Origin of the sequence: Kushneria aurantia DSM 21353 (genome assembly GCF_000382245.1) — a bacterium.
Taxonomy (GTDB): domain Bacteria; phylum Pseudomonadota; class Gammaproteobacteria; order Pseudomonadales; family Halomonadaceae; genus Kushneria; species Kushneria aurantia.
Genome location: NZ_KB907887.1, coordinates 26,166 through 52,351, shown reverse-complemented (window position 1 = coordinate 52,351; position 26,186 = coordinate 26,166). Strand labels below are relative to the sequence as shown.

The 26,186-nt window shown below is 64.0% G+C and carries 23 protein-coding genes; 10 read left to right on the top strand and 13 right to left on the bottom strand.

The window, feature by feature from the left end; all coding sequences use genetic code 11:
• Positions 1–155 precede the first annotated feature (155 nt).
• Complete coding sequence (locus tag H146_RS0115160) at positions 156–563, top strand: gamma-glutamylcyclotransferase family protein (RefSeq protein WP_019952737.1); 408 nt, start codon at positions 156–158, stop codon at positions 561–563.
• A gap of 90 nt (positions 564–653) precedes the next feature.
• Here the strand turns inward: H146_RS0115160 and H146_RS0115155 are convergent, their stop codons facing one another.
• The 8 genes from H146_RS0115155 to mnmA all read right to left on the bottom strand — a co-directional run bounded on the left by H146_RS0115155 (position 654) and on the right by mnmA (position 8,081).
• The gene (locus H146_RS0115155; RefSeq protein ID WP_019952736.1) at positions 654–1,223 is read right to left on the bottom strand and encodes an OmpW/AlkL family protein; all 570 of its coding nucleotides are present in this window, start codon (positions 1,221–1,223) and stop codon (positions 654–656) included.
• Between the two features lie 213 nt (positions 1,224–1,436).
• Positions 1,437–2,414 (bottom strand): lipid A-modifier LpxR family protein, encoded by a 978-nt coding sequence (locus tag H146_RS0115150; protein ID WP_019952735.1) that lies wholly within the window; start codon positions 2,412–2,414, stop codon positions 1,437–1,439.
• A 143-nt stretch (positions 2,415–2,557) separates the two neighbouring features.
• Positions 2,558–3,025 carry an outer membrane lipoprotein gene (locus tag H146_RS0115145; protein ID WP_019952734.1) on the bottom strand — a complete coding sequence of 156 codons (468 nt, stop codon included), beginning with the start codon at positions 3,023–3,025 and terminating at the stop codon, positions 2,558–2,560.
• A 182-nt stretch (positions 3,026–3,207) separates the two neighbouring features.
• The gene (locus tag H146_RS0115140) at positions 3,208–3,636 is read right to left on the bottom strand and encodes a GNAT family N-acetyltransferase (RefSeq protein ID WP_019952733.1); all 429 of its coding nucleotides are present in this window, start codon (positions 3,634–3,636) and stop codon (positions 3,208–3,210) included.
• A gap of 6 nt (positions 3,637–3,642) precedes the next feature.
• Positions 3,643–4,848: a cupin domain-containing protein gene (locus H146_RS0115135; RefSeq protein ID WP_019952732.1), complete on the bottom strand. Its 1,206-nt coding sequence runs from the start codon at positions 4,846–4,848 to the stop codon at positions 3,643–3,645.
• Entirely contained in the window at positions 4,845–6,230 is a 1,386-nt protein-coding gene (gene purB / locus H146_RS0115130; RefSeq protein ID WP_019952731.1) for an adenylosuccinate lyase, read from the bottom strand. The genes H146_RS0115135 and purB overlap by 4 nt, the downstream gene beginning before the upstream one ends.
• Before the next feature lie 85 nt (positions 6,231–6,315).
• Positions 6,316–6,927 carry a high frequency lysogenization protein HflD gene (gene hflD / locus H146_RS0115125; protein WP_019952730.1) on the bottom strand — a complete coding sequence of 204 codons (612 nt, stop codon included), beginning with the start codon at positions 6,925–6,927 and terminating at the stop codon, positions 6,316–6,318.
• A complete protein-coding gene (gene mnmA / locus H146_RS0115120) occupies positions 6,924–8,081 on the bottom strand; it encodes a tRNA 2-thiouridine(34) synthase MnmA (RefSeq protein ID WP_019952729.1) in 1,158 nt (385 codons plus the stop codon). The genes hflD and mnmA overlap by 4 nt, the downstream gene beginning before the upstream one ends.
• Before the next feature lie 232 nt (positions 8,082–8,313).
• Between mnmA and H146_RS0115115 the strand changes: the two genes are divergently transcribed.
• On the top strand, positions 8,314–9,948 hold the full coding sequence (locus H146_RS0115115) for a methyl-accepting chemotaxis protein (RefSeq protein WP_083920898.1): 1,635 nt from the start codon (positions 8,314–8,316) through the stop codon (positions 9,946–9,948).
• Here the strand turns inward: H146_RS0115115 and H146_RS0115110 are convergent, their stop codons facing one another.
• Positions 9,949–10,425: an NUDIX domain-containing protein gene (locus H146_RS0115110; protein ID WP_019952726.1), complete on the bottom strand. Its 477-nt coding sequence runs from the start codon at positions 10,423–10,425 to the stop codon at positions 9,949–9,951.
• Positions 10,422–11,015, bottom strand: a complete 594-nt coding sequence (locus H146_RS0115105) for a pseudouridine synthase (RefSeq protein ID WP_019952725.1) — start codon at positions 11,013–11,015, stop codon at positions 10,422–10,424. Before H146_RS0115105 ends, H146_RS0115110 begins: the two co-directional genes overlap by 4 nt.
• Positions 11,016–11,242: 227 nt before the next feature.
• Here H146_RS0115105 and icd point away from each other — a divergent pair, with 227 nt between their 5' ends.
• The 3 genes from icd to clpA all read left to right on the top strand — a co-directional run bounded on the left by icd (position 11,243) and on the right by clpA (position 15,352).
• Entirely contained in the window at positions 11,243–12,502 is a 1,260-nt protein-coding gene (gene icd / locus H146_RS0115100; RefSeq protein ID WP_019952724.1) for an NADP-dependent isocitrate dehydrogenase, read from the top strand.
• A 155-nt stretch (positions 12,503–12,657) separates the two neighbouring features.
• Positions 12,658–13,047: an ATP-dependent Clp protease adapter ClpS gene (gene clpS, locus H146_RS0115095; protein ID WP_019952723.1), complete on the top strand. Its 390-nt coding sequence runs from the start codon at positions 12,658–12,660 to the stop codon at positions 13,045–13,047.
• A 31-nt stretch (positions 13,048–13,078) separates the two neighbouring features.
• Positions 13,079–15,352: an ATP-dependent Clp protease ATP-binding subunit ClpA gene (clpA, locus tag H146_RS0115090; RefSeq protein ID WP_026352029.1), complete on the top strand. Its 2,274-nt coding sequence runs from the start codon at positions 13,079–13,081 to the stop codon at positions 15,350–15,352.
• A gap of 211 nt (positions 15,353–15,563) precedes the next feature.
• Here clpA and infA read toward each other — a convergent pair whose 3' ends face one another.
• From infA to aat, 3 genes are all read right to left on the bottom strand, one after another.
• The gene (gene infA, locus H146_RS0115085; protein ID WP_026352028.1) at positions 15,564–15,782 is read right to left on the bottom strand and encodes a translation initiation factor IF-1; all 219 of its coding nucleotides are present in this window, start codon (positions 15,780–15,782) and stop codon (positions 15,564–15,566) included.
• Between the two features lie 139 nt (positions 15,783–15,921).
• A complete protein-coding gene (locus tag H146_RS0115080) occupies positions 15,922–16,677 on the bottom strand; it encodes an arginyltransferase (protein ID WP_019952720.1) in 756 nt (251 codons plus the stop codon).
• A gap of 29 nt (positions 16,678–16,706) precedes the next feature.
• Positions 16,707–17,375 (bottom strand): leucyl/phenylalanyl-tRNA--protein transferase, encoded by a 669-nt coding sequence (gene aat, locus H146_RS19545; RefSeq protein WP_019952719.1) that lies wholly within the window; start codon positions 17,373–17,375, stop codon positions 16,707–16,709.
• Between the two features lie 155 nt (positions 17,376–17,530).
• Between aat and H146_RS0115070 the strand changes: the two genes are divergently transcribed.
• From H146_RS0115070 to H146_RS0115050, 5 genes are all read left to right on the top strand, one after another.
• Positions 17,531–19,501: a methyl-accepting chemotaxis protein gene (locus H146_RS0115070; protein ID WP_026352026.1), complete on the top strand. Its 1,971-nt coding sequence runs from the start codon at positions 17,531–17,533 to the stop codon at positions 19,499–19,501.
• Positions 19,502–19,708: 207 nt separating this feature from the next.
• Positions 19,709–23,128 carry a DNA translocase FtsK gene (locus H146_RS0115065; RefSeq protein WP_019952717.1) on the top strand — a complete coding sequence of 1,140 codons (3,420 nt, stop codon included), beginning with the start codon at positions 19,709–19,711 and terminating at the stop codon, positions 23,126–23,128.
• A gap of 123 nt (positions 23,129–23,251) precedes the next feature.
• On the top strand, positions 23,252–23,926 hold the full coding sequence (gene lolA / locus H146_RS0115060; RefSeq protein WP_019952716.1) for an outer membrane lipoprotein periplasmic chaperone LolA: 675 nt from the start codon (positions 23,252–23,254) through the stop codon (positions 23,924–23,926).
• Positions 23,927–23,935: 9 nt separating this feature from the next.
• Complete coding sequence (locus H146_RS0115055; RefSeq protein WP_019952715.1) at positions 23,936–25,291, top strand: replication-associated recombination protein A; 1,356 nt, start codon at positions 23,936–23,938, stop codon at positions 25,289–25,291.
• A 326-nt stretch (positions 25,292–25,617) separates the two neighbouring features.
• Positions 25,618–26,181 carry a hemerythrin domain-containing protein gene (locus H146_RS0115050; RefSeq protein ID WP_019952714.1) on the top strand — a complete coding sequence of 188 codons (564 nt, stop codon included), beginning with the start codon at positions 25,618–25,620 and terminating at the stop codon, positions 26,179–26,181.
• Positions 26,182–26,186: the final 5 nt, after the last annotated feature.

Below are 26,186 nucleotides of genomic sequence, written 5' to 3'. Positions count from 1 at the left end.
ACCATCGCGCGCAGATCGAGGCCGTCGACGACCTCGACGATGAAGCGCGCCAGATGATCCTGAGGCAACCACTCATCAACGGATGGCGGAAGCAGATAGGGCGTGTGGCGATCGACAGGGCGGAAGTGGCTCATGGCGGATCCGGGATCAGATGGATGTCGGTATTATCTCATGCCCGGCGTGGAAAGTCCGACAGGCTGCTAGCGCACGCCAACGTGCGCCAGCAGCAGGGCGCAGTGGTCGAAGGGGTGCTGTATCAACTTACGGCACCGGCGCAGATTCTGGACATGGACCCTTTCGAGGGGCACCCCGAGGCCTATCGCCGGGAAGTTTGCACCATAGCTACCGAGGAGGGCGCTCTGAGCGGCTGGGTCTACATCGCGCCCGTCGAGAATACTGATGATAACTGCCTGCCGGCGCGGGAGTATCTCGACCATCTGCTGGCCGGGCGCGACTATCTGAGCGATGACTACTACCGCAGGCTCTGCGCGCAGCCCTGCGTTGATGAACTGGATCGCCGAAGCCTGACGATGCTGGGGATTTATGCCGGCACGCAGCGTTGAGCCGGACCGACTGCGGAGTGCATGTTTCAGAATATAAAAGGGCCACCCCGAAGGGTGGCCCGATGGGTAACAGTGTGATCTGAAGATCGATTAGAAGCGAAAGGAGACGCCACCGCCTACCGTGACGGGGTTCAGCTTGCGCTCATTGCCCTGGTTGTAATCGACATCCAGATCAGAATACTGAGCGTAGCCGTTGACTGCCCAGTTATCGGTGATCATCAGGTCAACACCGGCCTGGGCCGTGGGTGCCCACTGCTTGCTTTCGAAGGAGCGAGTGCCGTTAAGCAGACTGGAATCGCCGAAGTCGAAATAGGTAGCACCCAGACCGGCGTATGGCTGTACGCGGGCGTCAGTGCCACCCAGCGGATAGTACTGAGCCATCAGGCTGTACTGGGCCATTTCGAAGCTATCGCCAGTATTGGTGGTGTAGGTGTCCTTGTCAGTGCCGCTGAGCTCGACGCCCAGTTGATCGAAGGGCATGACACCAATCGCACCGCTCCAGGTGTTCTCGCCGTCATATTTGTCGTTGGCCGTCATGTCGGTCTTGACAGCGTCTGCACGAAAAAAGACGTCACCCTGACCGTATGCCATTGCCGACTGAGCGACCAGGACACTGCTGCCAAGAAGAATGGAAGTCGCAAAAAGACGATTCAGTTTCATGATCCTGCTCCTTTATCGAGACCTTTAAAGGGTGAGGCCTCGTTATGATCCATGTAGGGAAACGGTGTTTCCTAACCCTTGGCGAACAATATAGGAAACAGTGTTCTGCTTGTCACGTAAAAAAGCGTTAATATTTGAAATGGGAGTGATAGTCAGTAGTTATGAAGGATGCCTTGATTAGCGCCGCCTGCTGGAATGGGAGCGAACCGCATGTCATAACCAGCTGGAGAAGATCAGCGTGCCGAAGTAATCATTGCCGTCCTGCTGCTCGAACTGGCGGGTGCGCGTGACGGTCACCAGGCGCAGACTGAAGCGATCCCGGTTGATGTTGCCACCGAGCTGTAGATCACCCACCCACTGGCGCCGGTCGACGCTATGACTGGACTCGAAAGTGTTGCCATCAAGGAACAGGTTGCGCGCCACGAACCGCCCCTGAAACTGCGCCAGCAGCGACCAGTTGAAGCCACCGTCACGGGAAAACAGCGGATTGCCGCTGGTGTTGGGCGCTATACCGGGGGTAGCGAACTGATTATCCAGGCGCGGTCCCAGCCGCACTGCAGCGCCCAACGAAACATGGTCGTGCAGGTTGCCCAGCGCCAGTCCGGTATTGGGGCCGTATTCCAGTGCAAGGCCACCGAGCCGGTCGCGATACCACCAGCTGCGCTGCCAGGCAAGTGTCGCTGTGGGCTCATTGTTGAGCTGATTATGCCAGCCCTCGGGTTCCCTGCTGCCGATCAGATGATGAAAGTTCTCCTGCACCAGTTCGCCGCCGGAGGCGGGTCCGACCATGCCCACGTCGAGGGAGAGGGCATCATTGATGCGCCATTCGGGTGAGAGATCATTGCCGTAGAGCGACAGGCCGGCATAAAGGTAGCCCGCCCAGGGGCGGTCGTCCTCGATCAGTGCCGACTCTTCGATATCCTCGGGGGTATAGATCTGCTGGCCGAAGCGGTACGCCACCGCGTCTACCGACTGTGGCGACCAGCCGGGCAGGCCGTCCGCCAGGCGGCGCGTCCAGTGGTTATCGCCAGGCGTGAAGGCCCAGCTGAATTCGGCACCGTTGGTGTAGTGACCATCGCTGTCACGGGCGCTGAAAAAATCGTTGGAGAGCTTGAAGGATGCCACGCCGTCCGCCATGGCCGTCACAGGACAGAGTAGACAGGCGCCGAGCAGGAGGGCACGGGAGTGCATAGCGGGGTTACCTTGTATTACTCATTTTTAATTAACAGGCTTACTGTAGCCCATTCGAAGACGGCATGCCCCGGTGGAGGGCAGAAATGTAAAACCGCCCTGCGAGGGGCGGTCGAATGGTTCGCCGGGATCGTCGTGGCGTTTCACATGGGCGCCACGCTCATGCTGTTGCCGGAGCCGATCAGGCGCACTCGCTGGCCGGGCTGGTAATTGGTGTCGGCCTTTTGCACCACGACGATGTCCTGGCCGCTGTCGGTACGCACCTGGATTTCATAGGCCCCGACCTGATTGGCGCGGTTTTCGACGGCGCTGCCGGCCACCGCACCGCCGATACCGCCCACTGCGGTGGTCAGCACGCGGCCCGAGCCGCCGCCCAGCTGGTTACCCAGCAGGCCACCCAGCACCGCACCGCCGATGCCACCGAGGCCGGTGTCGTTTTCATTGCCGGCCTGAATGGTCACCGGACGAACGCTGGTCACGGTGGCGTAGGTGACGTTACGGGCCGTTTTGGCCTGACTGCCGGTGTAGGTATTACCGGAATAAAGATCGCTGTTGGCACAGCCCCCCAGGGTCAATACGCCCAGCGCAGCGACTGCAAGATAACGCTTCATGGTGTTACTCCTTTTATCGGCCCACCGATGACTACGGCTTTTCTTGTTCCAGAACGCTGTTTGACAACGAGTTTACCATCACGTTCAACACTTTTCGCGACGCTCGGCGGCATGCGTTCCAGAGAATTGAAATCACCTCCACTTTAGCGCCGGGGCGAATGGAGCGCCAGTGGCAGGCGGGCTCAGTTCAGGGCAAGCTTCATTTCGCGGTGGGCAATGCCGGCTTCCATGAACACATCGCCCTGCGCCCTGAAACCGAGACTTTCATAGAAGCCGAGCGCCTGTGTCTGGGCAGCGAGCAGGCAGCTGTCATGGCCGCGCTGGCGTGCGACGTCAATGATCGCGCGCACCATCTCTCGCCCCAGTCCCCGGCCGCGAAAAGAGGCGAGCAGCGCCACTCGGCCGATATGACCATCGGTCAGCAGCCGTGCAGTGCCGCACGGCTGGCCACGGCAGGTCATCAGAAAGTGTATGCAGTGCGGGTCGAGACCGTCGATCTCCTCGGCCTCGCTGACGCCCTGTTCATGGATGAAGACCCGCTCGCGAATATCGCGACAGGCCGCGCCCAGTGTCTGCCAGTCGCCGCTGGTGACTGCGATGTTGTCGCTCATCGCCGCTCACTCCTGTTCGTCGCCATCGTCCCCGTCGTCGAAATCGTCATCCTCCTCGACCCAGCGCAGGCTGCCACGATCGAGCAGCGTCACCAGCAGTTCACTGGCGCCCTCCAGGCCTGCCGTTTGCGGGCCGATCGGGGTAGCCGCACACAGGGCGCGGGCCAGCGCTTCGCTGCAACCGATGCCGTCACCGTCGACGAACAGCGTGGCCTCACCCGCCGCCGTACGCTGCCAGGCAAGTCGCGAGCCGGGGGCGCGCTCGATGCAATCGCCCTCCTGGAGGGCCTCATCAAGGCTTTCCGGGTCGGTAGCCTGCATCGGCGGCAGCAGCTGGTCGGGGTATTTCAGCTGGGTCATGACACGGCCGAACCACTGCGCCATCTGCTCGGGATCGTCGAGCGTCGCCAGCATCTGCTGGCGCAGGCGGGCAAGCGTCTGTTCGTCGATATGCGCCGGGTCGTCGCCGGCGCTCAGGTCGGGGTCGTGATAGCGCTGCGACTGCGGCAGCTGCTCGCCCAGATAGTCGGCGAAGGAGGTGATCATTTCGTCCATCGAGGGGGCGCGAAAGCCGATCGAGAAGGTCATGCACGACTCGCTCTCGCTGACCCCGTGATGGGCGATGCGCGGCGGCAGATAGAGCATGTCGCCGGGCTCCAGCCGCCACTGCTGATCGGCCTCGACCTGAAAGTCGGCGAGGATGCGCAGGTCGATACCGTCGATGATCGGCGCCTCCTCACTCATCTCGCCGCCCAGCTGCCAGCGTCGCGGGCCGCCGGCCTGCAGCAGGAAGACGTCGTAGTTATCGACGTGGGGGCCGACGTTGCCGCCCGGCGGGGCGAAGCTGACCATGATGTCGTCGAGGCGCCAGCGCGGAATGAAGGTGAAGTGCTCCAGCAGCTCGGCGACTTCGGGTACATAGTGATCCACCGCCTGCACCAGCAGCGACCAGTCGCGGCGGCCGAGGCGGGCGAAGGTGGTCTCGCTGAAGGGGCCGTGGGAGACCTGCCAGCGCCGCTCCGGGCCCTCCACCTCGACCAGCCGCGCCTCGACGTTCTCCTCGCAGGCGAGACCGGCCAGCTCATCGGGGGAGAGCGGCGACTCGAAGTCGGGGAAGGCGCCGCGAATCAGCAGCGGTTTTTTCTGCCAGTAGTCGCGCAGAAAGGTCTGCGCCGACATGCCGCCCAGCGGCAGTGATGTGTCATCGCTCATTGTGCGCTCCCCTGTTCGATGGCGCGCGCCAGCTGCGCTGCGCTGCCGGTGTAATCCGCCGGCGTCAGGGCACGCAGGCGCGCGCGTACTGCCTCGGGCAGTTCGAGGCCGTCGATGAAGGCGGCGAACCCGGCCTGGTCGATGCGTTTGCCGCGGGTCAGCGCCTTGAGCTTTTCATAGGGCTGTTCGATGCCGTAGCGGCGCATCACGGTCTGTACCGGCTCGGCGAGCACCTCCCAACTGTGGTCGAGATCATCCTGCAGCCGCTCGGCGTTGTGCTCCAGCTTGTGGATGCCCTTGAGCGTCGCCTGCCAGGCGATCAGGCCGTGGGCCAGCCCCACGCCGAGGTTGCGCAGCACGGTGGAGTCGGTCAGATCGCGCTGCCAGCGTGAGATCGGCAGCTTGCGTGCCAGATGCTCCAGCACTGCATTGGCGAGCCCCAGATTGCCCTCGGAGTTTTCGAAGTCGATCGGGTTGACCTTGTGCGGCATGGTCGAAGAGCCGATCTCGCCCTCCACGGTGCGCTGTTTGAAGTAGCCCAGCGAGATGTAGCCCCAGATGTCGCGGTCGAAGTCGATCAGAATGGTATTGAAGCGACAGAGGCTGTCGAAGCACTCGGCGATATAGTCGTGGGGCTCGATCTGGGTGGTCCAGGGGTTGAAGGTGAGCCCCAGCCGCTCGATGAAAAGCTGCGCGTTGGCGGCCCAGTCGATCTCCGGATAGGCCGCCAGATGGGCGTTGTAGTTGCCCACCGCGCCGTTGATCTTGCCCAGCATCTCGATCGACTCGACCTGGCGCAGCTGGCGGCGCAGGCGGTGCACCACGTTGGCCATCTCCTTGCCCAGGGTGGTGGGGCTCGCGGTCTGGCCGTGGGTGCGCGACAGCATCGGCTGCGCGGCATGCGCCAGCGCCAGCTTCTCGATCGCCGAGACCACTTCGCGCATGCAGGGCAGCAGCACCTCGTCGAGGCCGGCGCGCAGCATCAGGGCGTGAGAGAGGTTGTTGATATCCTCGCTGGTGCAGGCGAAGTGAACGAATTCGCTGATACGCTCCAGCTCGCCGTGGCCGACAAAGCGCTCCTTGAGGAAGTACTCGATTGCCTTGACGTCGTGGTTGGTAGTGCGCTCGATCTCCTTGATGCGCTCGGCGTCGGTTACCGAGAAGTCGCGCAGCAGGGCGTCGAGAAAGTCGCGGCTGACCTGTGACAGCGGCGCTACCTCGTCGATCTGCTCGTGTTCGGCAAGGCGCTCCAGCCAGCGTACCTCAACGGTCACGCGGGCGCGGATCAGGCCGAACTCGCTGAAGTGCTCGCGCAGCGCAGCGGTTTTGCTGCCGTAGCGGCCATCGACGGGGGAGAGGGCGGTAAGTGCGGAGAGTTGCATGGCGGTGCGATCCAGAGTCGAAATCAGGGGGCGAAAGCAAGAGCCCTGGTGCGCTCACCCTGGCAGCGCAAAAGGGCAGGCCGAATTAATGATCCAGCGACTGCAGGGCGCGGCGGATGCCGCTGCGGCCCAGCACCAGTTTCCAGCGTCGGCCGCCCTGCTGGTGCCAGAGCAGCGCAAAGCGCACCCCGGAGAGCAGGATGGTACGCACCTGCTCGGGCATGTGGCGGCTTTGCAAAAGCGACGGGTCGCCCTGCACCACGATGCGGTAGCGAAAGGTCGACAGGGTGTCCTGATAGATCTCGCCGAGACTGGCGACCACGTTGTCGTGCAGCTCACCGAAGTGATCCGCCTGGCCGCGCACCCGCGTGAGGCGCTCGCCCAGCGTACTCATCATTTGCTCGTTGTTGCGCAGCCGGTTCATCAGCAGAATCAGCGAGAAGCCGTAGCGCATCACGTTGGGCGAGGCCTGCTGGCGGGTCAGGACACCCTCCAGGGTGTCGATGCCCAGCCGCAGGTTGTTGATCTGGCCGCCGTAGATGCTCTCGAAAGTTTCCGGATTGGTGTCCAGCGTGGCGCGGATCAGCGTCTCGCGAGCGCGCTCGTTGGTGTGGCCGGTGCGGGCCAGCTCGTCGACCACCGTGGCGGCCTGGAAAACCCCGGCCAGCGCCAGAGCCTGTCGTTCATCACGGTTCATGCCGCGCTCTCCAGCGCCGCCCGGCGGGTGGTGGCAATCACGGCGCCGCCGAGGCAGACATCGCCATCGTAGAGCACCGCCGACTGGCCGGGAGTCACGGCGCGCTGCGGCTCGTCGAAAATCAGGGTGGCGCTGCCGTCGTCGTGGCGGATCACACGACAGGGGCGGTCGCTCTGGCGGTAGCGGATCTTCGCCGACAGGCGCAGTTCGCGCTCCGCCGGCGCGCCAGCGATCCAGTGAAAGGTTTCGGTGGTCAGCTGCTGGCGGTAGAGCAGCGGGTGCTCGCCGCCCTGAACGGCGATCAGCACGTTGCGCTCGAGATCCTTGTCGGCGACGTACCAGGGCGCTTCGCTGTAGCCATCGAGCCCGCCGATGCCCAGCCCCTGACGCTGGCCGAAGGTGTAGTACATCAGCCCCATGTGCTCGCCGATGACCGCACCATCCGGAGTTTCGATGCGCCCCGGCTGCGCCGGCAGATACTGGCGCAGAAAGTCTGCAAAACGGCGCTCGCCGATAAAGCAGATGCCGGTGGAGTCCTTCTTGCGCGCGGTGGCCAGACCGTGGCGCTCGGCCAGCTCGCGCACCGCGGATTTTTCCATCTCGCCGAGCGGGAAGAGCGTGCGCGCCAGCGCTGACTCGCCCACCGCGTGCAGGAAGTAGCTCTGATCCTTGTTGCCGTCGACGCCCTTGCACAGCCGGGTGCGGCCGTCGTCCCGCGCGGTGCGTGCGTAGTGGCCGGTGGCGATCAGATCGGCGCCGAGCAGCTCGGCGTAGTCGAGAAATACCTTGAACTTGATCTCGCGGTTGCAGAGCACATCCGGGTTGGGTGTGCGTCCGGCGCGATACTCGTCGAGAAAATGTTCGAAGACGTTATCCCAGTACTCGGCGGCGAAGTTGGCGCTGTGCAGGCGGATGCCCAGCCGGTCGCAAACCGCCTGAGCATCGGCGAGATCCGCTCTGGCCGTGCAGTACTCGGTGCCGTCGTCCTCGTCCCAGTTCTTCATGAAAAGTCCCTCGACGCGATAACCCTGCTCCAGCAGCAGCAGGGCGGTCACCGAGGAGTCGACGCCGCCGGACATGCCGACGATGACGCGCGGCGCATCGCAGCGGCCCGAAGCCTGCGGCGAGGCGGTTTGAGAGGCGGTGTGGGTCATGGACTCTACCTGGACGGCGCATCGCCATGAGTGGCGATGCGCGCGATGGTCAGCGTGCAAATGGAGCCATTGTAATCGAAAGGGCGGCAGCTGTTCGAGTCCACACTATCGCCATTGGCGCCGGGCATATCGCTTGAGCCCACGACCAATGGCGTATTCATCGGCCTTCGCAAGGCGCCGTTAAAGCTGATGTGGCAACCACTTTATTAGCCAGCACAGGGGCAGGGCCGCGATGAAAAACGTGTCGATCAAGTGGAGTATTACCGCTGCGCTTTTATGCATGGCAGGCATGATCGGGGCGCTCAGTGCGCTCAACGCCTGGTCCGGTCTGCGCAGCGAGCATACGCTGCAGGAACTGGCCGGTACCAACGCCGAGCTCAACCGGCTGGCGGGGCGTGTCCAGTTCAACGTGCTCGAAACGCGGCTCTACCTGGACCGCTACGCCAGCTTCAGCACCCAGGGCAACCCCGAGGCGGCGCGCCAGTATCTGCAGCGCGCCATCGACGCACTGGGGCGGGCCGACAGTCGCATGGACGAGCTGTCCGGCGTCGTGCTGGGCGCCGAGGACACCAGGGCGCCGCTGCTGGCGGCGATCGAGCAGGCCTACGCCGACTATGTCAGCGAGGGCCTGGCGCCGCTGGTGGAGGCGGCGCCGTTTCAGGTGCAGCGCCGCCAGCCGGCACTCGATGAGCTGGCCCCGGCGTTGAGCAACGCCGCCGCCGGGCTGGTGGACTACACCGAGTCGCGCAGTCGCGAGGCGATCGTCGCTGCGCAGTCCTTCAATCAGCACATGAAGATCGTCGTCTCCGCGCTGCTGGCGGTGGCGCTTTTGACGGCACTGCTGATTCGCTGGCTATTGATTCGCGATGTGGTAAAGCCGCTGCGCGAGGCGGTAGGCTGCTTCGAGCACATCGCCCGGGGAAATCTGAACCTGTCGATAAGCGACCGCGGGCGTAACGAGATCGGCCAGCTGTTTACCGCACTGGATACCATGCAGGGCCAGCTACGGGAGCTGGTAGCGGCGCTGCGCGACAGCAGCCAGAGCGTCTTTGCCGGCGCCGGCAACACCTCCGGGGCCAGCCACGATCTGGCGCGGCGCACCGGTAGTCAGCGCGATGCCCTGATCCAGATCAGCGGCCGCATGGCGCAGCTGACCGAACGGGTAGGGCGTAACAGCGAGGCGGCGCGCGAGGCCGATTCACTATCGGCCGATGCCTCCCGGGCGGCGCAACACGGTGGCAGCGAAGTCGAGCAGACGCTTGCCTCGATGCGCGACATCGCCGGCTGCGCCGATCAGATTCGAGAGATTGTTACCATCATGGACTCGATCGCCTTTCAAACCAATCTGCTTGCCCTCAATGCCTCGGTGGAGGCGGCGCGCGCCGGCGAGCAGGGGCGCGGTTTCGCCGTGGTGGCCGGCGAAGTGCGTGCCCTGGCAGGGCGCAGTGCCGACTCGGCGCGACAGATTCGTCAACTGATCGAGAACACCACCGAGCGGGTTGGCCGCGGCGTCGAGCAGGCCGAGCGCAGCGGCGACATCATGGCAGAAACGGTCGATTCGATTCGTCGGCTGTCGTCGCTGGCGGAGGAGATCGCCGCTGCCGCCCGGGAGCAGAGCCACGACATCGAACAGATCAACGCCGGGCTCGACGAGGTGAGTGCCATTACTCACGACAACAGCGCGCTGGTCGAGCAGACCAGTACGGCAGCCGATGATCTCGAAGGCCAGGCGCAGCGGCTGGCCGACCTGATGGCCCGCTTTCGGATCGACCGCGAGGCCGCCGACAGGGAGCGCCCGGGAGCTGATAGCGACGCCCTGCAGCAGCTCCATCTGAAGCCGGCCGTGCAGGACACGGCACTGGCCTGATCAGGGCGTCTCGGCGTGGTCGAGGTTGTGGATCAATGCCAGCGGATAGCGCTTGCCGCTCAGTGCATCCTTCACTCTGCGCGCTACCAGGGGGCTGCGCAGGCGCCTCTCGCCGTCCAGCGCGACAATCTCTGCGGCGGTCAGCCAGTGCGCCGCCACCACGCCGTCGTCCAGCCTGTGGCTGGCCTGCGTCAGTGGCCGGGCGATAAAGGTATGGCTGTGATAGACCACGCCGCTCGGCGCAGTATTGATGTAAAGCCCCAAATAGCTGTCGATGCCGACCCGCCAGCCGCTCTCCTCGAGACATTCACGGCGTGCCGCGGCGGTCAGCGATTCGTCGGCTTCGAGATGGCCGGCGGGCTGATTGAAAACGGTGATGGTTGTAGCGTCGCGACGAGGCCACTCTTCGACCAGCAGAAAGCGGCCATTGCGTTCAACAACTACGGCGACGGTCGCGTGCGGGCTGAAGTCGCTCACTGTTTTCTCCCCGGTTTGCGGCGCTGCCTGCCGCTGTTGTGACGCGGCAGGTGGATGACATCGCGTCGCCACTCGCCGGCGGCCAGGCCGTCCAGCCGCCAGCTGCCGATCGCTGTGCGAATCAGCCGCAGGGTGGGATAACCGACGTGGGCGGTCATGCGTCGCACCTGACGGTTGCGTCCTTCGGTGAGGGTGATCTCCAGCCAGCTGTCGACAATGTTGGCACGGTAGCGCACCGGTGGCTGGCGCGGTGCCAGTTCGGGTGGCGCGATGCGGCGCACCTTCGCCGGGCGCGTGGGGCCGTCGTTGAGGGTCACGCCGGTGCGCAGTGCCGCCACGGCGTCGTCGTCCGGGCAGCCCTCGACCTGTACCAGGTAGGTCTTGGGCTGCTTGCGCGCGGGATGGGTGATGCGGTGCGCCAGGGCCCCATCGGCGGTCAACAGCAGGAGCCCTTCACTGTCGTAGTCGAGCCGCCCGGCGGGATAGACGTCGGGAATCGTCAGCCACTGGCCGAGAGTAACCCGGCCGCGCTCATCGCTGAACTGGGACAGTACCCGAAAGGGCTTGTGAAAAAGGATCAGTTCGCTCATGGCGATTGTCGACAACCTCTACGCAGACCTGTCGCTACAATGCTACATTGGAAAGTCACAGCAAGCGTGCAGGATATCAGCTGATACGACCCCGATTGAGGGGCTTATCGTGCCACCATCCTGATGTTCAACCCAATCGGCATGGCGAAGCGGTAAAGCGTATGCCAGTGCGGCTCGGTCGCATTTGGCGTTGTGCTCTCCGCCACCCGCAAAAGGAGCGCCACCCCATGAGCTACCGTAAGATCGAAACACCGGCCACCGGCGAGATGATCAGCGTTGATGACAATCATCAACTGTCGGTGCCCGACCACCCCATCATCCCCTTTATCGAAGGCGATGGCATCGGCGCCGATGTGACTCCCGCCATGCGTCGTGTTGTCGATGCCGCGGTGAAAAAAGCCTGGGGCGGCAAGCGCCAGATCGCCTGGATGGAAGTTTATGCCGGCGAGAAGGCGACCCGTGTCTACGGCGACGACGTCTGGCTGCCCGACGAAACGCTTGCCGCGGTGCGCGATCATGTGGTGTCGATCAAGGGGCCGCTGACCACGCCGGTGGGTGGCGGTATGCGCTCGCTCAACGTGGCGCTGCGTCAGACGCTGGACCTCTACGTCTGCGAGCGTCCGGTGCGCTGGTTCAATGGCGTGCCCAGCCCGGTGCGTCATCCCGAGCACGTTGATATGGTGATCTTTCGCGAAAACGCCGAGGATATCTATGCCGGCATCGAGTGGCAGGCCGGCAGCGCCGACGCCGATCGCCTGATTCGCTATCTGCGCGAGGAGATGGGGGTCGGCAACATCCGCTTCCCCGAGCAGTGCGGTATCGGCATCAAGCCGGTTTCCGAAGCGGGCAGCAAGCGGCTGGTGCGCAAGGCGATCCGCTACGCCCTCGACCACAACCGCCGCTCGGTGACGCTGGTGCACAAGGGCAACATCATGAAGTTCACCGAAGGGGCCTTCAAGCAGTGGGGCTATGAGGTGGCGCGTGAGGAATTCGGCGCCGAGCCGCTGGATGGCGGCCCCTGGCTGTCGCTGGCCCACCCCGACGGCGGCGAGCCGATCGTCATCAAGGACATGATCGCCGACGCCATGATGCAGGAGGCGCTGCTGCATCCGCGCGACTTCGATGTGGTGGCGACTCTCAACCTCAACGGTGACTATCTCTCCGATGCGCTGGCCGCTCAGGTGGGCGGTATCGGCATCGCGCCGGGGGCCAATCGCGGCGATTCGATCGCCATGTTCGAGGCGACCCACGGTACCGCGCCGAAGATTGCCGGCACCAACAGTGCCAATCCGGGCTCGCTGATTCTGTCGGCGACGATGATGCTCGAGTACATGGGCTGGGGCGAGGCGGCAACCCTGCTGACCGACGCTATGGAGGCGACTATCGCCGGCGGCGAGGTGACCGGCGATTTCCATCAGGTGATGGACAACGCCACTCTGCTGGGCACTACCGAATTCGCCGAGGCGGTGGTGCGGCGTCTGGAGTGAGTGCTTACCGGGGAGGTTTTCGACGATGATTCCTTGCATCGTTGCCGATAGAGCCCCATCTTTCAGGGAACGATGTCGGTAACCTGCGCTCAAACTTTTGGCCCGATGAGCGCATTCAATCATCTTCACGCTTGTTTTCATCGACCCGGACACATATGTTCAAGACAGACAGCGAAGCATCTCCCCGGCGCTTCATGACGCTGATGGCGGGCGACGAGACGCCCCCTGATCAGCCGCAGGAAGGTGAGCAGGGTGATGTTGCCGAGCAGGCGAGTGACCCCGAACTCGAGGAGCCGCCGCTTTACAGGGTCTTCCTTCACAACGACGACTACACGCCGATGGAGTTCGTGGTGGAGGTGCTTCAGACCTTTTTTGCCATGGATCACGAAAAGGCGGTACAGATCATGCTGGCCGTTCACACCCAGGGTAAGGCGGCCTGCGGCATCTTCACCCGTGATGTAGCGGAGACCAAGAGCCAGCAGGTCAATCAATACGCTCGAGAAAGCCAGCATCCACTGCTGTGCGATATCGACCGCGCGGACTGAGCCGTCCGCAACGGCCAGAAAGGGGACTGCCATGTTGAGCAAAGAACTTGAATTGACCCTGAACACCGCGTTCACGGTGGCGCGCTCCAAGCGCCACGAGTTCATGACCGTAGAGCACCTGTTGCTGGCACTGCTGGACAACGCCTCGGCGGCCGATGTGCTGCGTGCCTGTGGGGCCAATCTGGACAAGCTGCGCACCGATCTACAGGATTTCATCAATACCACGACGCCGCTGATTCCCGAGGATCAGGACGACCGCGAGACCCAGCCCACGCTCGGATTCCAGCGCGTGCTGCAGCGCGCCGTTTTCCACGTTCAATCGTCCGGCAAGTCGGAAGTGACCGGCGCCAACGTGCTGGTGGCCATTTTCTCCGAGCAGGAGAGCCAGGCGGTCTATTTCCTCAAGCAGCAGAACGTGGCGCGTGTCGATGCGGTGAATTACATCGCTCACGGTATCGCCAAGGTGTCGGGCCATAACCAGCAGGGTAATCAGAGTGGCGGCGCCGAGTCCGAGGAGACCGAGGAAGCCTCCGGCGATGCTTCTTCCAATCCGCTTACCGGTTATGCCACCAATCTCAACGAGCAGGCCCGCATCGGCCGTATCGACCCGCTGGTGGGACGTGATCAGGAGCTGGAGCGGGTGGTGCAGATTCTGGCCCGCCGGCGCAAGAACAACCCGCTGCTGGTGGGTGAGGCCGGCGTCGGCAAGACCGCCATCGCCGAGGGCCTGGCCAAGCGCATCGTCGAGGAGGACGTGCCCGACGTCATCAGCGATGCCGTGGTCTACTCTCTCGACATGGGCGCGCTGCTGGCCGGTACCAAGTACCGCGGTGACTTCGAGAAGCGCCTCAAGGGGCTGCTGGCGGAGCTCAAGAAAGAGCCCAACTCGATCCTTTTCATCGACGAGATTCACACCATCATCGGTGCCGGGGCGGCTTCCGGCGGTGTTATGGACGCCTCCAATCTGCTCAAGCCGATGCTGTCGTCGGGTGAGCTGCGCTGCATCGGCTCGACCACCTTCCAGGAGTTCCGCGGCATCTTCGAGAAGGACCGCGCGCTGGCGCGGCGCTTCCAGAAGGTCGATGTGATGGAGCCCTCGGTAGACGACGCCATTCGTATCCTCAAGGGGCTGCGCGGACGCTTCGAGGAACATCACCAGCTCAAGTATACCGATGCGGCCATGGAGACGGCGGTGCGGCTGTCGTCGCGCTACATTAACGACCGCTATCTGCCCGACAAGGCAATCGATGTGATCGATGAAGCCGGCGCGCATCAGCGCCTGCTGCCGGCCGAGGCACGTCAGTCACAGATCGACGTCGAGCAGATCGAGGCAATCGTCGCCTCTATCGCGCGTATTCCGCCCAAGAGTGTTACCAGTTCGGATCGCAAGCTGCTGGCCGATCTCGATCGCAATCTGAAGATGCTGGTATTTGGTCAAAACGAGGCGATCGACGGCCTGTCGTCGGCGATCAAGCTGTCGCGTGCCGGGCTCGGCTCCCCCGACAAGCCGGTGGGCAACTTCCTGTTCGCAGGCCCCACCGGGGTCGGCAAGACCGAGGTGGCGCGTCAGCTGGCGCAGATCATGGGCATCGAGCTGGTGCGCTTTGATATGTCCGAGTACATGGAGCGCCACACCGTGTCGCGGCTGATCGGTGCGCCGCCGGGCTATGTCGGCTATGACCAGGGCGGTCTGCTCACCGAGGCGGTGACCAAAAACCCCCACTGCGTGCTGCTGCTCGACGAGATCGAGAAGGCGCATCCGGATGTCTTCAACCTGCTGCTGCAGGTGATGGACCACGGCAAGCTGACCGACAACAACGGTCGCGAGGCGGATTTCCGCAACGTGATTCTGGTGATGACCTCCAATGCCGGTGCCGAGCAGGCTTCGCGCCGTTCGATCGGCTTCCAGACCCAGGACCACTCGACCGACGCCATGGAAGTGATTCGCCGCACCTTCACGCCCGAGTTCCGCAACCGCCTCGACAGCATCATCCAGTTCAGCCATCTCGACAGTGAAGTGGTGCGCAACGTGGTCGACAAGTTCCTGGTCGAACTGCAGGCGCAGCTGGACGAGAAGCGGGTGCAGCTCGAGGTCGACGACGAGGCGCGCAGCTGGCTGGCCGAGCACGGCTACGATGCGCAGATGGGCGCGCGGCCTATGGCACGCCTGATCCAGGAAAAATTGAAGAAGCCGTTGGCGGAGATGATCCTGTTCGGCGACCTGGCCGAGAATGGGGGTACTGTCCATGTCACGCTGGAAAATGGCGAACTTCATTTTTCCACCGAGGCCGAGCAGGTAGCCTAGCCCTGTGGCCTGCCTTCTTCGCCACTATCAACGCCCTGTCCATGTGACAGGGCGTTTTCATTTCCGGTTCGGGCTATCGCCGCTGACCGGATCACATGCAACAGAGTGATGAAACTGGCTGGCAAGCCGCAGCTGGCGGCCGAGCGTTCGCCATGGCCGGCAGGTCGGGCGAAAGGGTAAGGTTCGGAGGGGAGCTGGCCGGCAGCCGTTATTAGCGCGAGCGGTAGACGATGCGACCCTTGGAGAGATCATAGGGGGTCAGCTCGACCTTGACCTTGTCGCCGGTCAGGATGCGGATATAGTTTTTGCGCATCTTGCCGGAAATATGCGCAGTCACGACGTGACCGTTTTCCAGCTCGACGCGAAACATGGTATTGGGCAGGGTATCGATAATCACCCCTTCCATTTCAATATGGTCTTCTCTTGCCATGCAATGCCTTCCTTGATGGTAAGCGATACACCCACACGAAGCGGTGCCTGCAGGGCGTTTGCGCAGACAGTCGGCGGGTGTTCAGGAGGCGGTTATTTTGCCTGATGCGGCTGCCGAGCGCAAAGGGGCGCGAGGCAAACTACGGCGTCTGTGCGCTCGGGGCTTCGCGATCGAGGCGTTGCCAGCGGTGCTGGTCAAGGTGTTCCAGCGGCTGAAAACGCGTTTTGTAGGCCATCTTGCGACTGTCGCGAATCCAGTAGCCGAGATAGAGATGCGGCAGGCCCAGCTCCCTGGCGCGTGCGATCTGCCACAAAATGGCGTAGCTGCCCAGCGAGCGCCCCTTGTAGCGGCTGTCCGGGTCGAAAAAGGTATAGATGGCGGACAGTCCGTGTGGCAACCGGTCGACGGCGGCAACGGCCAGCAGCTGTCCCTCATGGCGAAACTCGACCAGCTGCGAAAAACCGCTGTCATTGATAAGGAAGGCGCGATACTGCGCTTCGGAGGCGGGGTACATATCGCCGTCGGCATGGCGCTCGCGAATGTAGCGCTCGAAAAGCGCGTAGTGCTCCGCTTCAAAGTGCGCCGGCCGTTCGGTGACGCTCAGGTCCCGGTTGCGAAGCTCGATCCGCCGCTGGGTACGATCGGCTCGAAAGGCGTCGACCGGTATGCGTACCGACTGGCAGGCGCTGCAGGCACGGCAGTGGGGGCGGTAGAGATGAGCGCCACTGCGGCGAAAGCCCAGCAGCGTCAGGCTGGCGTAGAGCGAATCGTCGATCGCTACCTCGGGATCGAGAAACAGCGTGGTCGCCTCATGCTCGGCGAGATAGCTGCAGTCGTGCGGTCGGGTCAGGAAAAAACGCAGCTGCTGCAGCGGAATGTGTTCGGAGTTGGTCATCACAATGTCTCCTCACGGCGGAGCTGGCGTCAGATGGCCTCGGCATCGATATAGCGCTCGAGCAGGCTGGTGAAGTCCCGCCGCGCGATCTCCCGCGCGCCCATGCGCTGCAAATGATCGGTGTGCACCTGACAGTCGATCATGGCGAGCTCGAAACGTTCACGAAAGCAGCGCACCAGCTCCACCAGCGCAATCTTGGAGGCATCGGGGCGTCGCGAGAACATCGACTCGCCAAAGAAAACGCGCCCCATACGTACGCCGTAGAGTCCGCCCACCAGCGCGTCGCTTTCCCATACCTCGACGCTGTGGGCGTGCCCCAGTGCGTGCAGCCGGCTGTAGGCACGTTTGATACGCGGCGAGATCCAGGTCCCCTCGGCACTGGCGCGCAGCGCGGCACATTGATCAATGACTGCATCGAAGGCGCGATCGAAGCTGATCGTAAAGCCCGCGTTGCGCAGCCGTTTGGCAAGGCTGCGGCGCACCCTCAGCTCGTCGGGGAACAGCACCATGCGCGGGTCGGGGCTCCACCACAGAATCGGCTGGTCTGCGCTGAACCAGGGGAATATGCCACGCCGATAGGCGCAGATCAGCCATTCAGGAGAGAGATCGCCGCCCACTGCCAGCAGCCCGTCCGGCTCCTCGAGGGCGCATTCGAGATCGGGAAAACCGATGTTTGCGGGATCCAGCCAGTCGATCATGACAGCTCGCTGTGGAGTTTACAGATCATCATACGCCGTTAGCGCCGCGGGCTTGAAGCAGGAGCGCTCAAGTTTTTCGTACTTATGGCCGTATATATATGAAAAACCGACAAGAATTTTGCCGGATTCCAATAAATCAAAGAGGTGATAGGCGCATGCTGGATGTTTTGCGGCGAATGAGTCTTGGCTCACGTCTGGCGCTGCTGATCAGTGTCGTGATGCTGGTGGCGTTGATGGGGCTGAGTTGGGGGGCATCACTGTCCTCCGAGCGTGCGCAGCACGATCAGATGGTCAATGCCATGCAGGAGGAGGTGGGGCAGTTCAAACACACGGTGGGCCTTTTCGACGAAAGCCTGCAGCAGCAGGCCGAGCGTTTTTTGTCCCTTTTCGAGGCCGAGCAGCTCGAGCCTCCCTTTGAACTGGACAGCGAGCGCAGCCGGCCGGTCGGCGGCGAGATGGCCCCCATGCTCTCCGACCAGCGTGGCGGGCTCAATCTGATGGGTATTCGCCGCATCGATGAGTTCACCCGGAGTACCGGCATGCCGGTGACGATTTTTGCCCGTCGCGGCGACGACTTTGTGCGCGTGGCCACCTCGTTGAAAAACGAGAACGGTGAGCGCGCCATGGGGACCCTGCTTGATCGGCAGTCGCGTGCCTGGCAGGCAATTTCGCAGGGGCAGAGCTACTCCGGCATTGCACGGCTTTTCGGCACGCCCTACATCACCCGCTACGAGCCGCTGACCAACAGCGCCGGCGAGGTCGTGGGAATAAGCTTTATCGGTATCGATATTACCGCTGATCTGCAGGCCTTTGCCGAACGTGTAGCGGAGATACGGGTGGGTGAAAGCGGCTTTTTTACCATTGTTGACGCGCGCAGCGGCGAGGTGGTGGCCGGCACTCCGCCTGGTGAAGGCCCGATCGGAGAGCTGCGCGACGACAGCGGACAGGCCGTGCTGGCACCGCTTTTGACGCAGCCCGAAGGGCTGATCGAGTATGCGCCTGCCAACGGTGAGCGCGGTAGCCTGACCACCTGGTTCAGCCTCTATCCAGCATGGAACTGGGTGGTTGCCGCCACGACCGTGGATCGCGATATCGAAAGCGTTACCGACGCCACGCGCGATCGTTTTCTGCTGCTGGCACTCGCGCTGGCACTGCTGGTCGGTGGCGGTATCTATTGGCTGATGCGTCGCGCGCTGAGTCGCCCGCTGGCCGATGTGCAGCGGCTCGCGGGGCAGCTGGCCGAGGGTGATCTCGGTCAGCGCATCGAGACCCGTCGTCGTGACGAGATAGGAGATCTGATCAACTCGATCAACGGCATTGGCGATGGTTTTCGGCGCATCGTCGGTGAAGTTCGTGAGTCGGTCGACAGCATCGGTAACGCCTCCAGCGAGATCGCCAATGGCAACCTTGATCTGTCGCGTCGTACCGAAGGGCAGGCGGCCAGTCTGGAGCAGACGGCAGCCAGCATCGAGGAGCTGACGGCGACCGTGCGTCAGAACAACGAGCGTACCGATCAGAGCCGGCAGATGACGCAGGACGTGCAGGCAGGCGCTGTCGAAGGGCAGCAGCAGCTGCAGGAAGCGACGACGACCATGCAGGGTCTGGAAAAGACCGCCGCGCAGATGTCGGCGATCATCGATACCATCGATGGTATCGCCTTCCAGACCAATCTGCTGGCGCTCAACGCCTCGGTGGAAGCCGCCCGGGCCGGTGTCCACGGTCGCGGCTTCACGGTGGTTGCCGAAGAGGTGCGGCGGTTGTCCAATCGCTGTCAGGAGGCCTCGGGCGATATCGGTTCGCTGATACGCCACATGGTGGCGGAGGTTTCCAGCGGCAGTCACAGCATTCACGAAAGCAGTGCTCGGATCGACGATATTACCGCGCGTATCGAGAAGCTGGGCGAGATGATGCAGGAGATCAGCGCGGCGAGCGAAGAGCAGCTTGCCGGCATCGAGCAGATCAACACCGCGCTGAACTCCCTGGATCAGACCACTCAGCACAACGCGGCGCTGGTCGAGCAGTCGACCGCCGCTTCCGGTCAGTTGAACGATCAGGCCGGACAGCTTGCCGCCGCCGTGCGCGTGTTCAGGCTGCCCGAAGCGGGGGCGCTGCCCCATCCCGGCTGACCTTTTGTCCCCGGCGGTTGGCCGGGGGCCTGTGCCCTGTCCTCAACTCCAGGTATGATAACCACACTGGCTGCGCGCCGTGGATGCGGTGCGCCGCCAACTTGTTCTGCGCGGCAGCCTGACGGCGTTACCAAACGCGGCGTTTCCAGCGCCGCTCGGCGCGCGTCCGGGGCTGCCGACGCAACCGTGAGTGCAGGGAGGATGGCCTTGAGCGCCAGCAAGACCAGGCAGTCGTCGACATCGGCGCGTCGTAGTCAAAGCAGCAGAAAGGGGGCGAGCCCGCGAGCTCAGCGAGGCAGCCGAAAAAAAAGCGCCACCAATAGCCGCGTCACGCGCGCGCGCGACAACGCCAAACGCTTCAGTGCCCGACTGCAGGGTGCGGCCAAGGAGGGCGTGGCGATTGTCATGCTGGCGCTTTGCGCCTTTTTGCTGCTCACCCTGTTCAGCTATGTGCAGGGGGACCCCGGCTGGTCGCACAGCGGTCCGGAAACCGAGGTGGCCAACTGGATGGGGCCGGCCGGTGCCTGGCTCGCCGACGTGCTTTATTCCCTGTTCGGGGCCAGTGCCCTGTGGGGGCCCGGCATTCTGGGCGTGGGCGCCTGGCGGTTGATGCGCATCAGTGAAGCCCACATGGTGTGGGACCCGGTGGCCCTGGCAGTGCGGGGCGGTGGTCTGCTGCTGGTGCTGGTGGCGACCTGCACTCTGGGAGCGCTGCATTTCTACAACGCCAGCAATGATTTGCCCTATGGCTCCGGTGGTATTGTGGGTGAAGGCGTGTCGGCGGCGCTGGTGCTGCTGGTGGGTGTGCACGGCACTACTCTGCTGGCGCTGGCTGCCTTTCTGTGCGGTATACCGCTGCTGACCGGCCTCTCCTGGCTGACGATTGTCGATGAACTGGGGAACAGTGTTCTGGGTGTCGGCCGTTGGTGCGCGGCAAAGCTGCGTGATCGGGGCGCGCGCCTCGGCGAGCGTCGTCGCGAGCGCGCCCGTGAACGGCGCGAGAGCTGGCAGGCGGAGCAGGCCGCCGACGAGATCGACTTCGGCCACGACGATGACGAAGACGAGGCCGACAATACCGAGCAGTCGGGCAGGGTTCGACGCCCTGGTTTGATGGCGCGTTTCGCCGAACGCCGCCGGCGCCGTCGTGAGGTGTCACCGAATATCGAAGAGGACAGCGCCGCGGCACCGCCCCAGGATGACAGCGGTGAGCCCGTGGAGCCGGCCGCAGCGCTGAACACCGGCGACGATATCCCCTGGCAGCAGCCTTACGAGAGCGCCTCGATGCGCGCCGAGCGCAGTGACAGCTCGCCGCGCGCCGATGTGGCCGCTGGCGCCGCTCCGGCTAGCGGAGAGGCTGATGAGCCCAGCGGCGAGGCGGCGGCAGCCCGCGCTTCCGAGCAGACTGCAGCAGATGACGCCTCACATCACGACAGCGCCTTCGATGACGAGGCCGTACAGGAAGATGAGCGCCTCGGCGCGGCATCGTCTGTCACCCAGCAGAGTGACGCCGAGCCGAGCGAGCGCGTCGACGTGACCCGTCGACGCATTCCCGAGGTCATTCCCGAGCCCCGCACGCACGACGACGATGACGACGAGCCGCACCCTGACGCCTTCGTTACTCGCCCCACGTCCTTCGTAGCGGAGAACGAGTCGCATACGCCATCGCCTGAGGATAGCGCCGCGCCGACGTTCGGGGCCGATGATGACGACGTGTGGCGTGACGCGCCGGCAGTGCTGCGCTGGGACGACGCCGAGCCCGAGCCGGCATCGCCGCTGAGCACCCAGGATGATCGCCATGACGACAGCTCCCGGCACGAGCCTTCATCGGTTGAGCCGGCGCCTGAAGAGGCGACGCTCGGCAGCACTGATGCCCGCCCCGTGGCCGACTCGGACGAGCGTTTCGAGCCCGTAGGTACGTCATATGAGCCGGCGGCCCCACCGCCCGAGCACCCGGTGCATGACGAGACGCCGCGTCGCCCGGAGCCTGTTCCCGAGCCGCACAGCGATGAAACGCAGAGCCATGAAGATAGTGGCGCAACGCCGGAGGCCCAGGGCACGCCGACGCTCTGGACCGTGCAGCAGATGCAGACCCAGCAGCGTCCCATCGGCGACGCCGGTGCGCCGCCGGAGGGGAGGCTGCCACCGCTGTCGCTGATGACACCGCCGGACAGCCACGATCCCAACTACAGCGACGAACAGCTGCGCGAGATGGCCGAACTGCTCGAAGTGCGTCTACGGGAGTACGGCGTCAAGGCCGAGGTGGTCGATACCTGGCCGGGTCCGGTGATTACCCGCTTCGAGATCAAGCCGGCGGCCGGGGTGAAGGTCTCCAAGATCAGCAATCTCGCCAAGGACCTGGCACGCTCGATGATGGTCAAGAGTGTGCGCGTGGTGGAGATCATTCCCGGCCGTCCCACGGTGGGCATCGAGATTCCCAACCCCAACCGGGCGATGATCCGTCTGCGCGAGGTATTCGACTCCGATGTCTTTCAGAATGCGCGCTCGCCTGTCTCGATGGCGCTGGGTCAGGACATCGGCGGCAATCCGGTGGTGGCGAATCTCTCCAAAATGCCGCACCTGCTGGTGGCGGGCACCACCGGCTCGGGCAAGTCGGTGGGGGTCAACGCCATGTTGATCTCCATGCTTTTGAAGGCGACACCCGACGAAGTGCGCATGATCATGGTCGACCCCAAGATGCTGGAGCTGTCGGTCTACGACGGTATTCCCCATCTGCTGGCCCCTGTGGTCACCGACATGAAGGAGGCAGCCAACGCCCTGCGCTGGTGCGTGGCCGAGATGGAGCGGCGTTACAAGCTGATGGCGGCGATGGGCGTGCGCAACCTTGCCGGCTTCAACGCTCGCATCGACGAGGCCACCGAAGCCGGTGCGCAGATCGCCGACCCGCTGTGGGAGCCGCAGCCGTGGGAGATGCACGAGCAGCCGCCGGTGCTGGAGAAGCTGCCCTACATCGTGGTGGTGATCGACGAGTTCGCCGATATGTTCATGATCGTCGGCAAGAAGGTCGAGGAGCTGATCGCACGTATCGCCCAGAAGGCGCGCGCCGCCGGTATTCACCTGATTCTGGCCACGCAGCGCCCCTCGGTGGATGTGGTGACCGGTCTGATCAAGGCCAACATTCCCACCCGCATGGCGTTTCAGGTCTCTTCGCGCACCGACTCGCGCACCATCCTCGATCAGGGCGGTGCCGAGCAGCTGCTGGGTCACGGCGACATGCTCTATCTGCCCGCCGGCGCCGGACAGCCCATCCGCGTGCACGGCGCCTTCGTTGATGATGACGAAGTGCATCGGGTGGTCGATGACTGGAAGCGCCGCGGCGAACCGGAGTATATCGACGAAATTCTCTCCGGCGGCGTCTCCGCCGATGCCCTGACCGGCCTCGAGGCCGAGGGCGAAGGGGGTGACGACCCCGAGCAGGACGCGCTCTATGACGAGGCGGTGGCTTATGTGACCGAGTCGCGCCGCGCCTCCATCTCGTCCGTGCAGCGCCGCTTCAAGATCGGCTACAACCGCGCCGCGCGGCTGGTCGAGGCGATGGAGATGGCCGGCGTGGTATCGCCGATGGGCAGTAACGGCGCGCGCGAGGTGCTGGCTTCGCCGCCGGCCTGAATCCATCCTTCGCCGAACTGTTAAACTTCAACCATGCCGACGTGCGAACCCGCGCGCGTCGGTGCAGTCCAAACAGTACGAGCCCTCAGAGGGTTACCGGATTTCATTACCACAGGACGTTTCATGATCGCCATGTCCCGCACTCTGCCCGCTGCGATGCGCCGCCTGCTGTTGACCGCGCTGGCGCTCTTCGTCGCCGTTACCGCGCTGCCGGCGGCCGCCGGCCAGCAAAACCCCGATGCCGCACGCCTGACCGCGCTGCTGGAGCCGCTGCGTACCTATTCGGCGGACTTTACCCAGCAGGTCGTCGACGGCGGTGGCGGTAACCTGCAAAACGCCAGCGGCCATATGTGGTTGTCGCGCCCCGGCCGCTTTAACTGGCAGGTCGACGACCCCTGGCGTCAGACGGTGGTGTCCGACGGTCAGCAGGTCTATCTCTACGATCCTGACCTCGAGCAGGTCAGCATTCGCCCGCTGGATCAGCGCGTCACCCATACCCCGGCGCTGCTGCTCTCCGGTCGTGCCGACGAGTTGACCGACAACTATCGGGTGTCGCGCCGTCAGCAGGGCACCACCGAGATCTTCTCGCTGTCGCCGAAGGCCAAAGACAGCCTGTTCGAGGCGCTGGAGCTGATTTTTCACAGCGAGCAGCTGGCGGGTATCAACCTGACCGACAGCACCGGCCAGCGCACCGAAATCTCGTTTGACAATATCGAGATCAACCCGAGCATCAGCGCCGATCGTTTCAGCTTTGACATTCCCGCCGGTGTCGATGTGATCCGCGAAGGCGCCGGCTGAGCGCCCGCCATGAGCGATCTTTTCGACCCTGACGCGCCGCCCGGTCAGCCCCTGGCGGCGCGGCTGCGTCCGGCCCGGCTGGAGGATTACGTCGGTCAGTCGCATCTGCTGGGGCCCGACAGGCCGCTGACTCGCGCACTGCAGCGCGATCAGCTCTACTCGATGATCCTGTGGGGGCCGCCCGGAGTCGGCAAGACCACCCTGGCGCGATTGATCGCCGGCACTACCCGCTCGCACTTCGCCACCCTGTCGGCGGTCTCGGCCGGCGTGAAGGAGATTCGCGCCGCTGCCTTCGAGGCGCAGCAGCGCGGCCAAAGCGGCCAGCGCACGCTGCTGTTTGTCGATGAGGTACACCGCTTCAACAAGGCGCAGCAGGATGCCTTTCTGCCCTGGGTCGAGGAGGGCGTTTTCACCTTCATCGGCGCCACCACCGAAAATCCTTCCTTCGAGCTCAACAACGCCCTGCTGTCGCGGGCGCGGGTACACGTGCTCAAGCCGCTCACCCATGAGGAACTGCGCCGGGTGGTCGACCGCGCCCTGAGCGAGCCGGCGGGACTCGGCGAGATGGGCATCGAGGCACCGGAGGCGGTGCGCGACCTGCTGGCCCACGCCGCCGACGGCGACGCCCGGCGTGCCCTCAATCTGCTCGAGATCGCCGCCGACATGGCCGATGCGGAAAGCGGCGGCGGCCCACTGCAGCTCTCCGAGGCCGTCATTGAGGAGGTGCTGGGGGAGAGCACCCGGCGCCTCGATCGCGGTGGCGACATCTTCTACGACCAGATCTCGGCGCTGCACAAATCGGTGCGCGGCAGTGCCCCGGACGCGGCGCTTTACTGGTTCTGCCGCATGCTCGACGGCGGTGCCGACCCGCTTTACATTGCCCGGCGGGTTGTACGCATGGCCAGCGAGGAGATCGGCAACGCCGACCCGCGGGCGCTGCGCGTGGCGCTCGATGGCTGGCAGGTGCAGGAGCGCCTCGGCAGCCCCGAGGGCGAACTGGCGGTGGCCCAGGCGATTCTCTATATCGCCAGTGCGCCCAAGAGCAATGCCGCCTATGTGGCTTATAACAAGGCGCGTGAGCATGTTGCCGCCACCGGTGGGCTCGAAGTGCCGGTCCATCTGCGCAACGCCCCTACCGGCCTGATGAAGTCGCTGGGCCACGGCCGCGAGTACCGCTACGCCCACGACGAACCCCACGCCTATGCCGCCGGCGAAGTCTATTTCCCCGATAAACTTGCGGGCACGCGCTACTACCACCCGGTGGATCGCGGCCTGGAGAAACGCATCGCCGACAAGCTCGACTGGCTGGCCGGGCTCGATGTCGCCGCGACCGATGGTCGCAGCGGCGGCGGGAAGGCGTCCTGAGTATCCCGGTCGCGGCCTTGCCATGGCGCGTTATGGCGCCGAAAAGAGCGTATTTCGAGCGCGGCCATATAAGACCAATGGCGTTGGCATCCCGGGTGGAAAAGGGGAAAACTGAGGCTTTCCTGGTGTGGTGTCCCACAAGTAACGCAAAGACATATCGGCGGCATGGCGTTGTCAGGCAAGGCGCGAGGAGGCGTCATAGTGGGGTCTATGGCAACGACGAGCAACGCCGCATGGCGGCGCCATGGGCCGATATGATGGGATGATATTTGTGGGACACCACACTAGCTACTGACTCCTCGCTACCCACTGCCGGAGAAGCCGCCATGTTCAAGCTGAACCAGTTGCGTCAGGATCACGCTCGGATGGTACGCCTGCTGCACGTGCTGTCGTTGCAGCATCGCCGCCTGGTGACCGGTAATCGCCCCGATTTCAGACTGATGCGCGAAGCCTGCGATTACATCGGTGCCTATCTCGATGACTATCTCATGCCGCTTGAGATGCTGTGCGGCAACCGCCTTGCCGAGCGCGGTGCCGATTCGGGACAGCGCATCTGCGAAATGGCCGGTGAGTCGCGGGCGCTGCGCCAGCGGCTGGTCGAACTCGAAGGCGATCTGGAGAGCATTCTGATGGATGCGGTTATTCCCATGGCGCTGTTCACCGAGCGGCTGGCCGGCTATCTCGACGCCCACCGCCACTACCTGCGCCAGGAGCGCGACCATCTCTTTCCACTGCTCGACGCGGGTCTCGATGAGCAGGAGTACGCCGAGCTGCGCGATGCCCTGCCGATTCAGGCGCGCACCCGCTTCGCCCGTCTGCAGCAGGACTACCCTGAGCTCTATGCCGAATTTCGCAATCTTGAACTGACGGGCGCTCGCGCGATGGGGTGAGCGGG

Coding starts and splice junctions, on each gene's coding strand:
- H146_RS0115155 (WP_019952736.1), bottom strand. CDS start 1,223: ATGAAACTGAATCGTCTTTTTGCGACTTCCATTCTTCTTGGCAGCAGT.
- H146_RS0115115 (WP_083920898.1), top strand. CDS start 8,314: ATGAAAAACGTGTCGATCAAGTGGAGTATTACCGCTGCGCTTTTATGC.
- hflD (WP_019952730.1), bottom strand. CDS start 6,927: ATGAACCGTGATGAACGACAGGCTCTGGCGCTGGCCGGGGTTTTCCAG.
- lolA (WP_019952716.1), top strand. CDS start 23,252: ATGATCGCCATGTCCCGCACTCTGCCCGCTGCGATGCGCCGCCTGCTG.
- H146_RS0115160 (WP_019952737.1), top strand. CDS start 156: ATGTCGGTATTATCTCATGCCCGGCGTGGAAAGTCCGACAGGCTGCTA.
- H146_RS0115080 (WP_019952720.1), bottom strand. CDS start 16,677: ATGACCAACTCCGAACACATTCCGCTGCAGCAGCTGCGTTTTTTCCTG.
- H146_RS0115145 (WP_019952734.1), bottom strand. CDS start 3,025: ATGAAGCGTTATCTTGCAGTCGCTGCGCTGGGCGTATTGACCCTGGGG.
- clpA (WP_026352029.1), top strand. CDS start 13,079: ATGTTGAGCAAAGAACTTGAATTGACCCTGAACACCGCGTTCACGGTG.
- infA (WP_026352028.1), bottom strand. CDS start 15,782: ATGGCAAGAGAAGACCATATTGAAATGGAAGGGGTGATTATCGATACC.
- H146_RS0115055 (WP_019952715.1), top strand. CDS start 23,936: ATGAGCGATCTTTTCGACCCTGACGCGCCGCCCGGTCAGCCCCTGGCG.
- H146_RS0115050 (WP_019952714.1), top strand. CDS start 25,618: ATGTTCAAGCTGAACCAGTTGCGTCAGGATCACGCTCGGATGGTACGC.
- icd (WP_019952724.1), top strand. CDS start 11,243: ATGAGCTACCGTAAGATCGAAACACCGGCCACCGGCGAGATGATCAGC.
- clpS (WP_019952723.1), top strand. CDS start 12,658: ATGTTCAAGACAGACAGCGAAGCATCTCCCCGGCGCTTCATGACGCTG.
- aat (WP_019952719.1), bottom strand. CDS start 17,375: ATGATCGACTGGCTGGATCCCGCAAACATCGGTTTTCCCGATCTCGAA.
- H146_RS0115150 (WP_019952735.1), bottom strand. CDS start 2,414: ATGCACTCCCGTGCCCTCCTGCTCGGCGCCTGTCTACTCTGTCCTGTG.
- H146_RS0115105 (WP_019952725.1), bottom strand. CDS start 11,015: ATGAGCGAACTGATCCTTTTTCACAAGCCCTTTCGGGTACTGTCCCAG.
- mnmA (WP_019952729.1), bottom strand. CDS start 8,081: ATGACCCACACCGCCTCTCAAACCGCCTCGCCGCAGGCTTCGGGCCGC.
- H146_RS0115135 (WP_019952732.1), bottom strand. CDS start 4,848: ATGAGCGATGACACATCACTGCCGCTGGGCGGCATGTCGGCGCAGACC.
- H146_RS0115070 (WP_026352026.1), top strand. CDS start 17,531: ATGCTGGATGTTTTGCGGCGAATGAGTCTTGGCTCACGTCTGGCGCTG.
- purB (WP_019952731.1), bottom strand. CDS start 6,230: ATGCAACTCTCCGCACTTACCGCCCTCTCCCCCGTCGATGGCCGCTAC.
- H146_RS0115140 (WP_019952733.1), bottom strand. CDS start 3,636: ATGAGCGACAACATCGCAGTCACCAGCGGCGACTGGCAGACACTGGGC.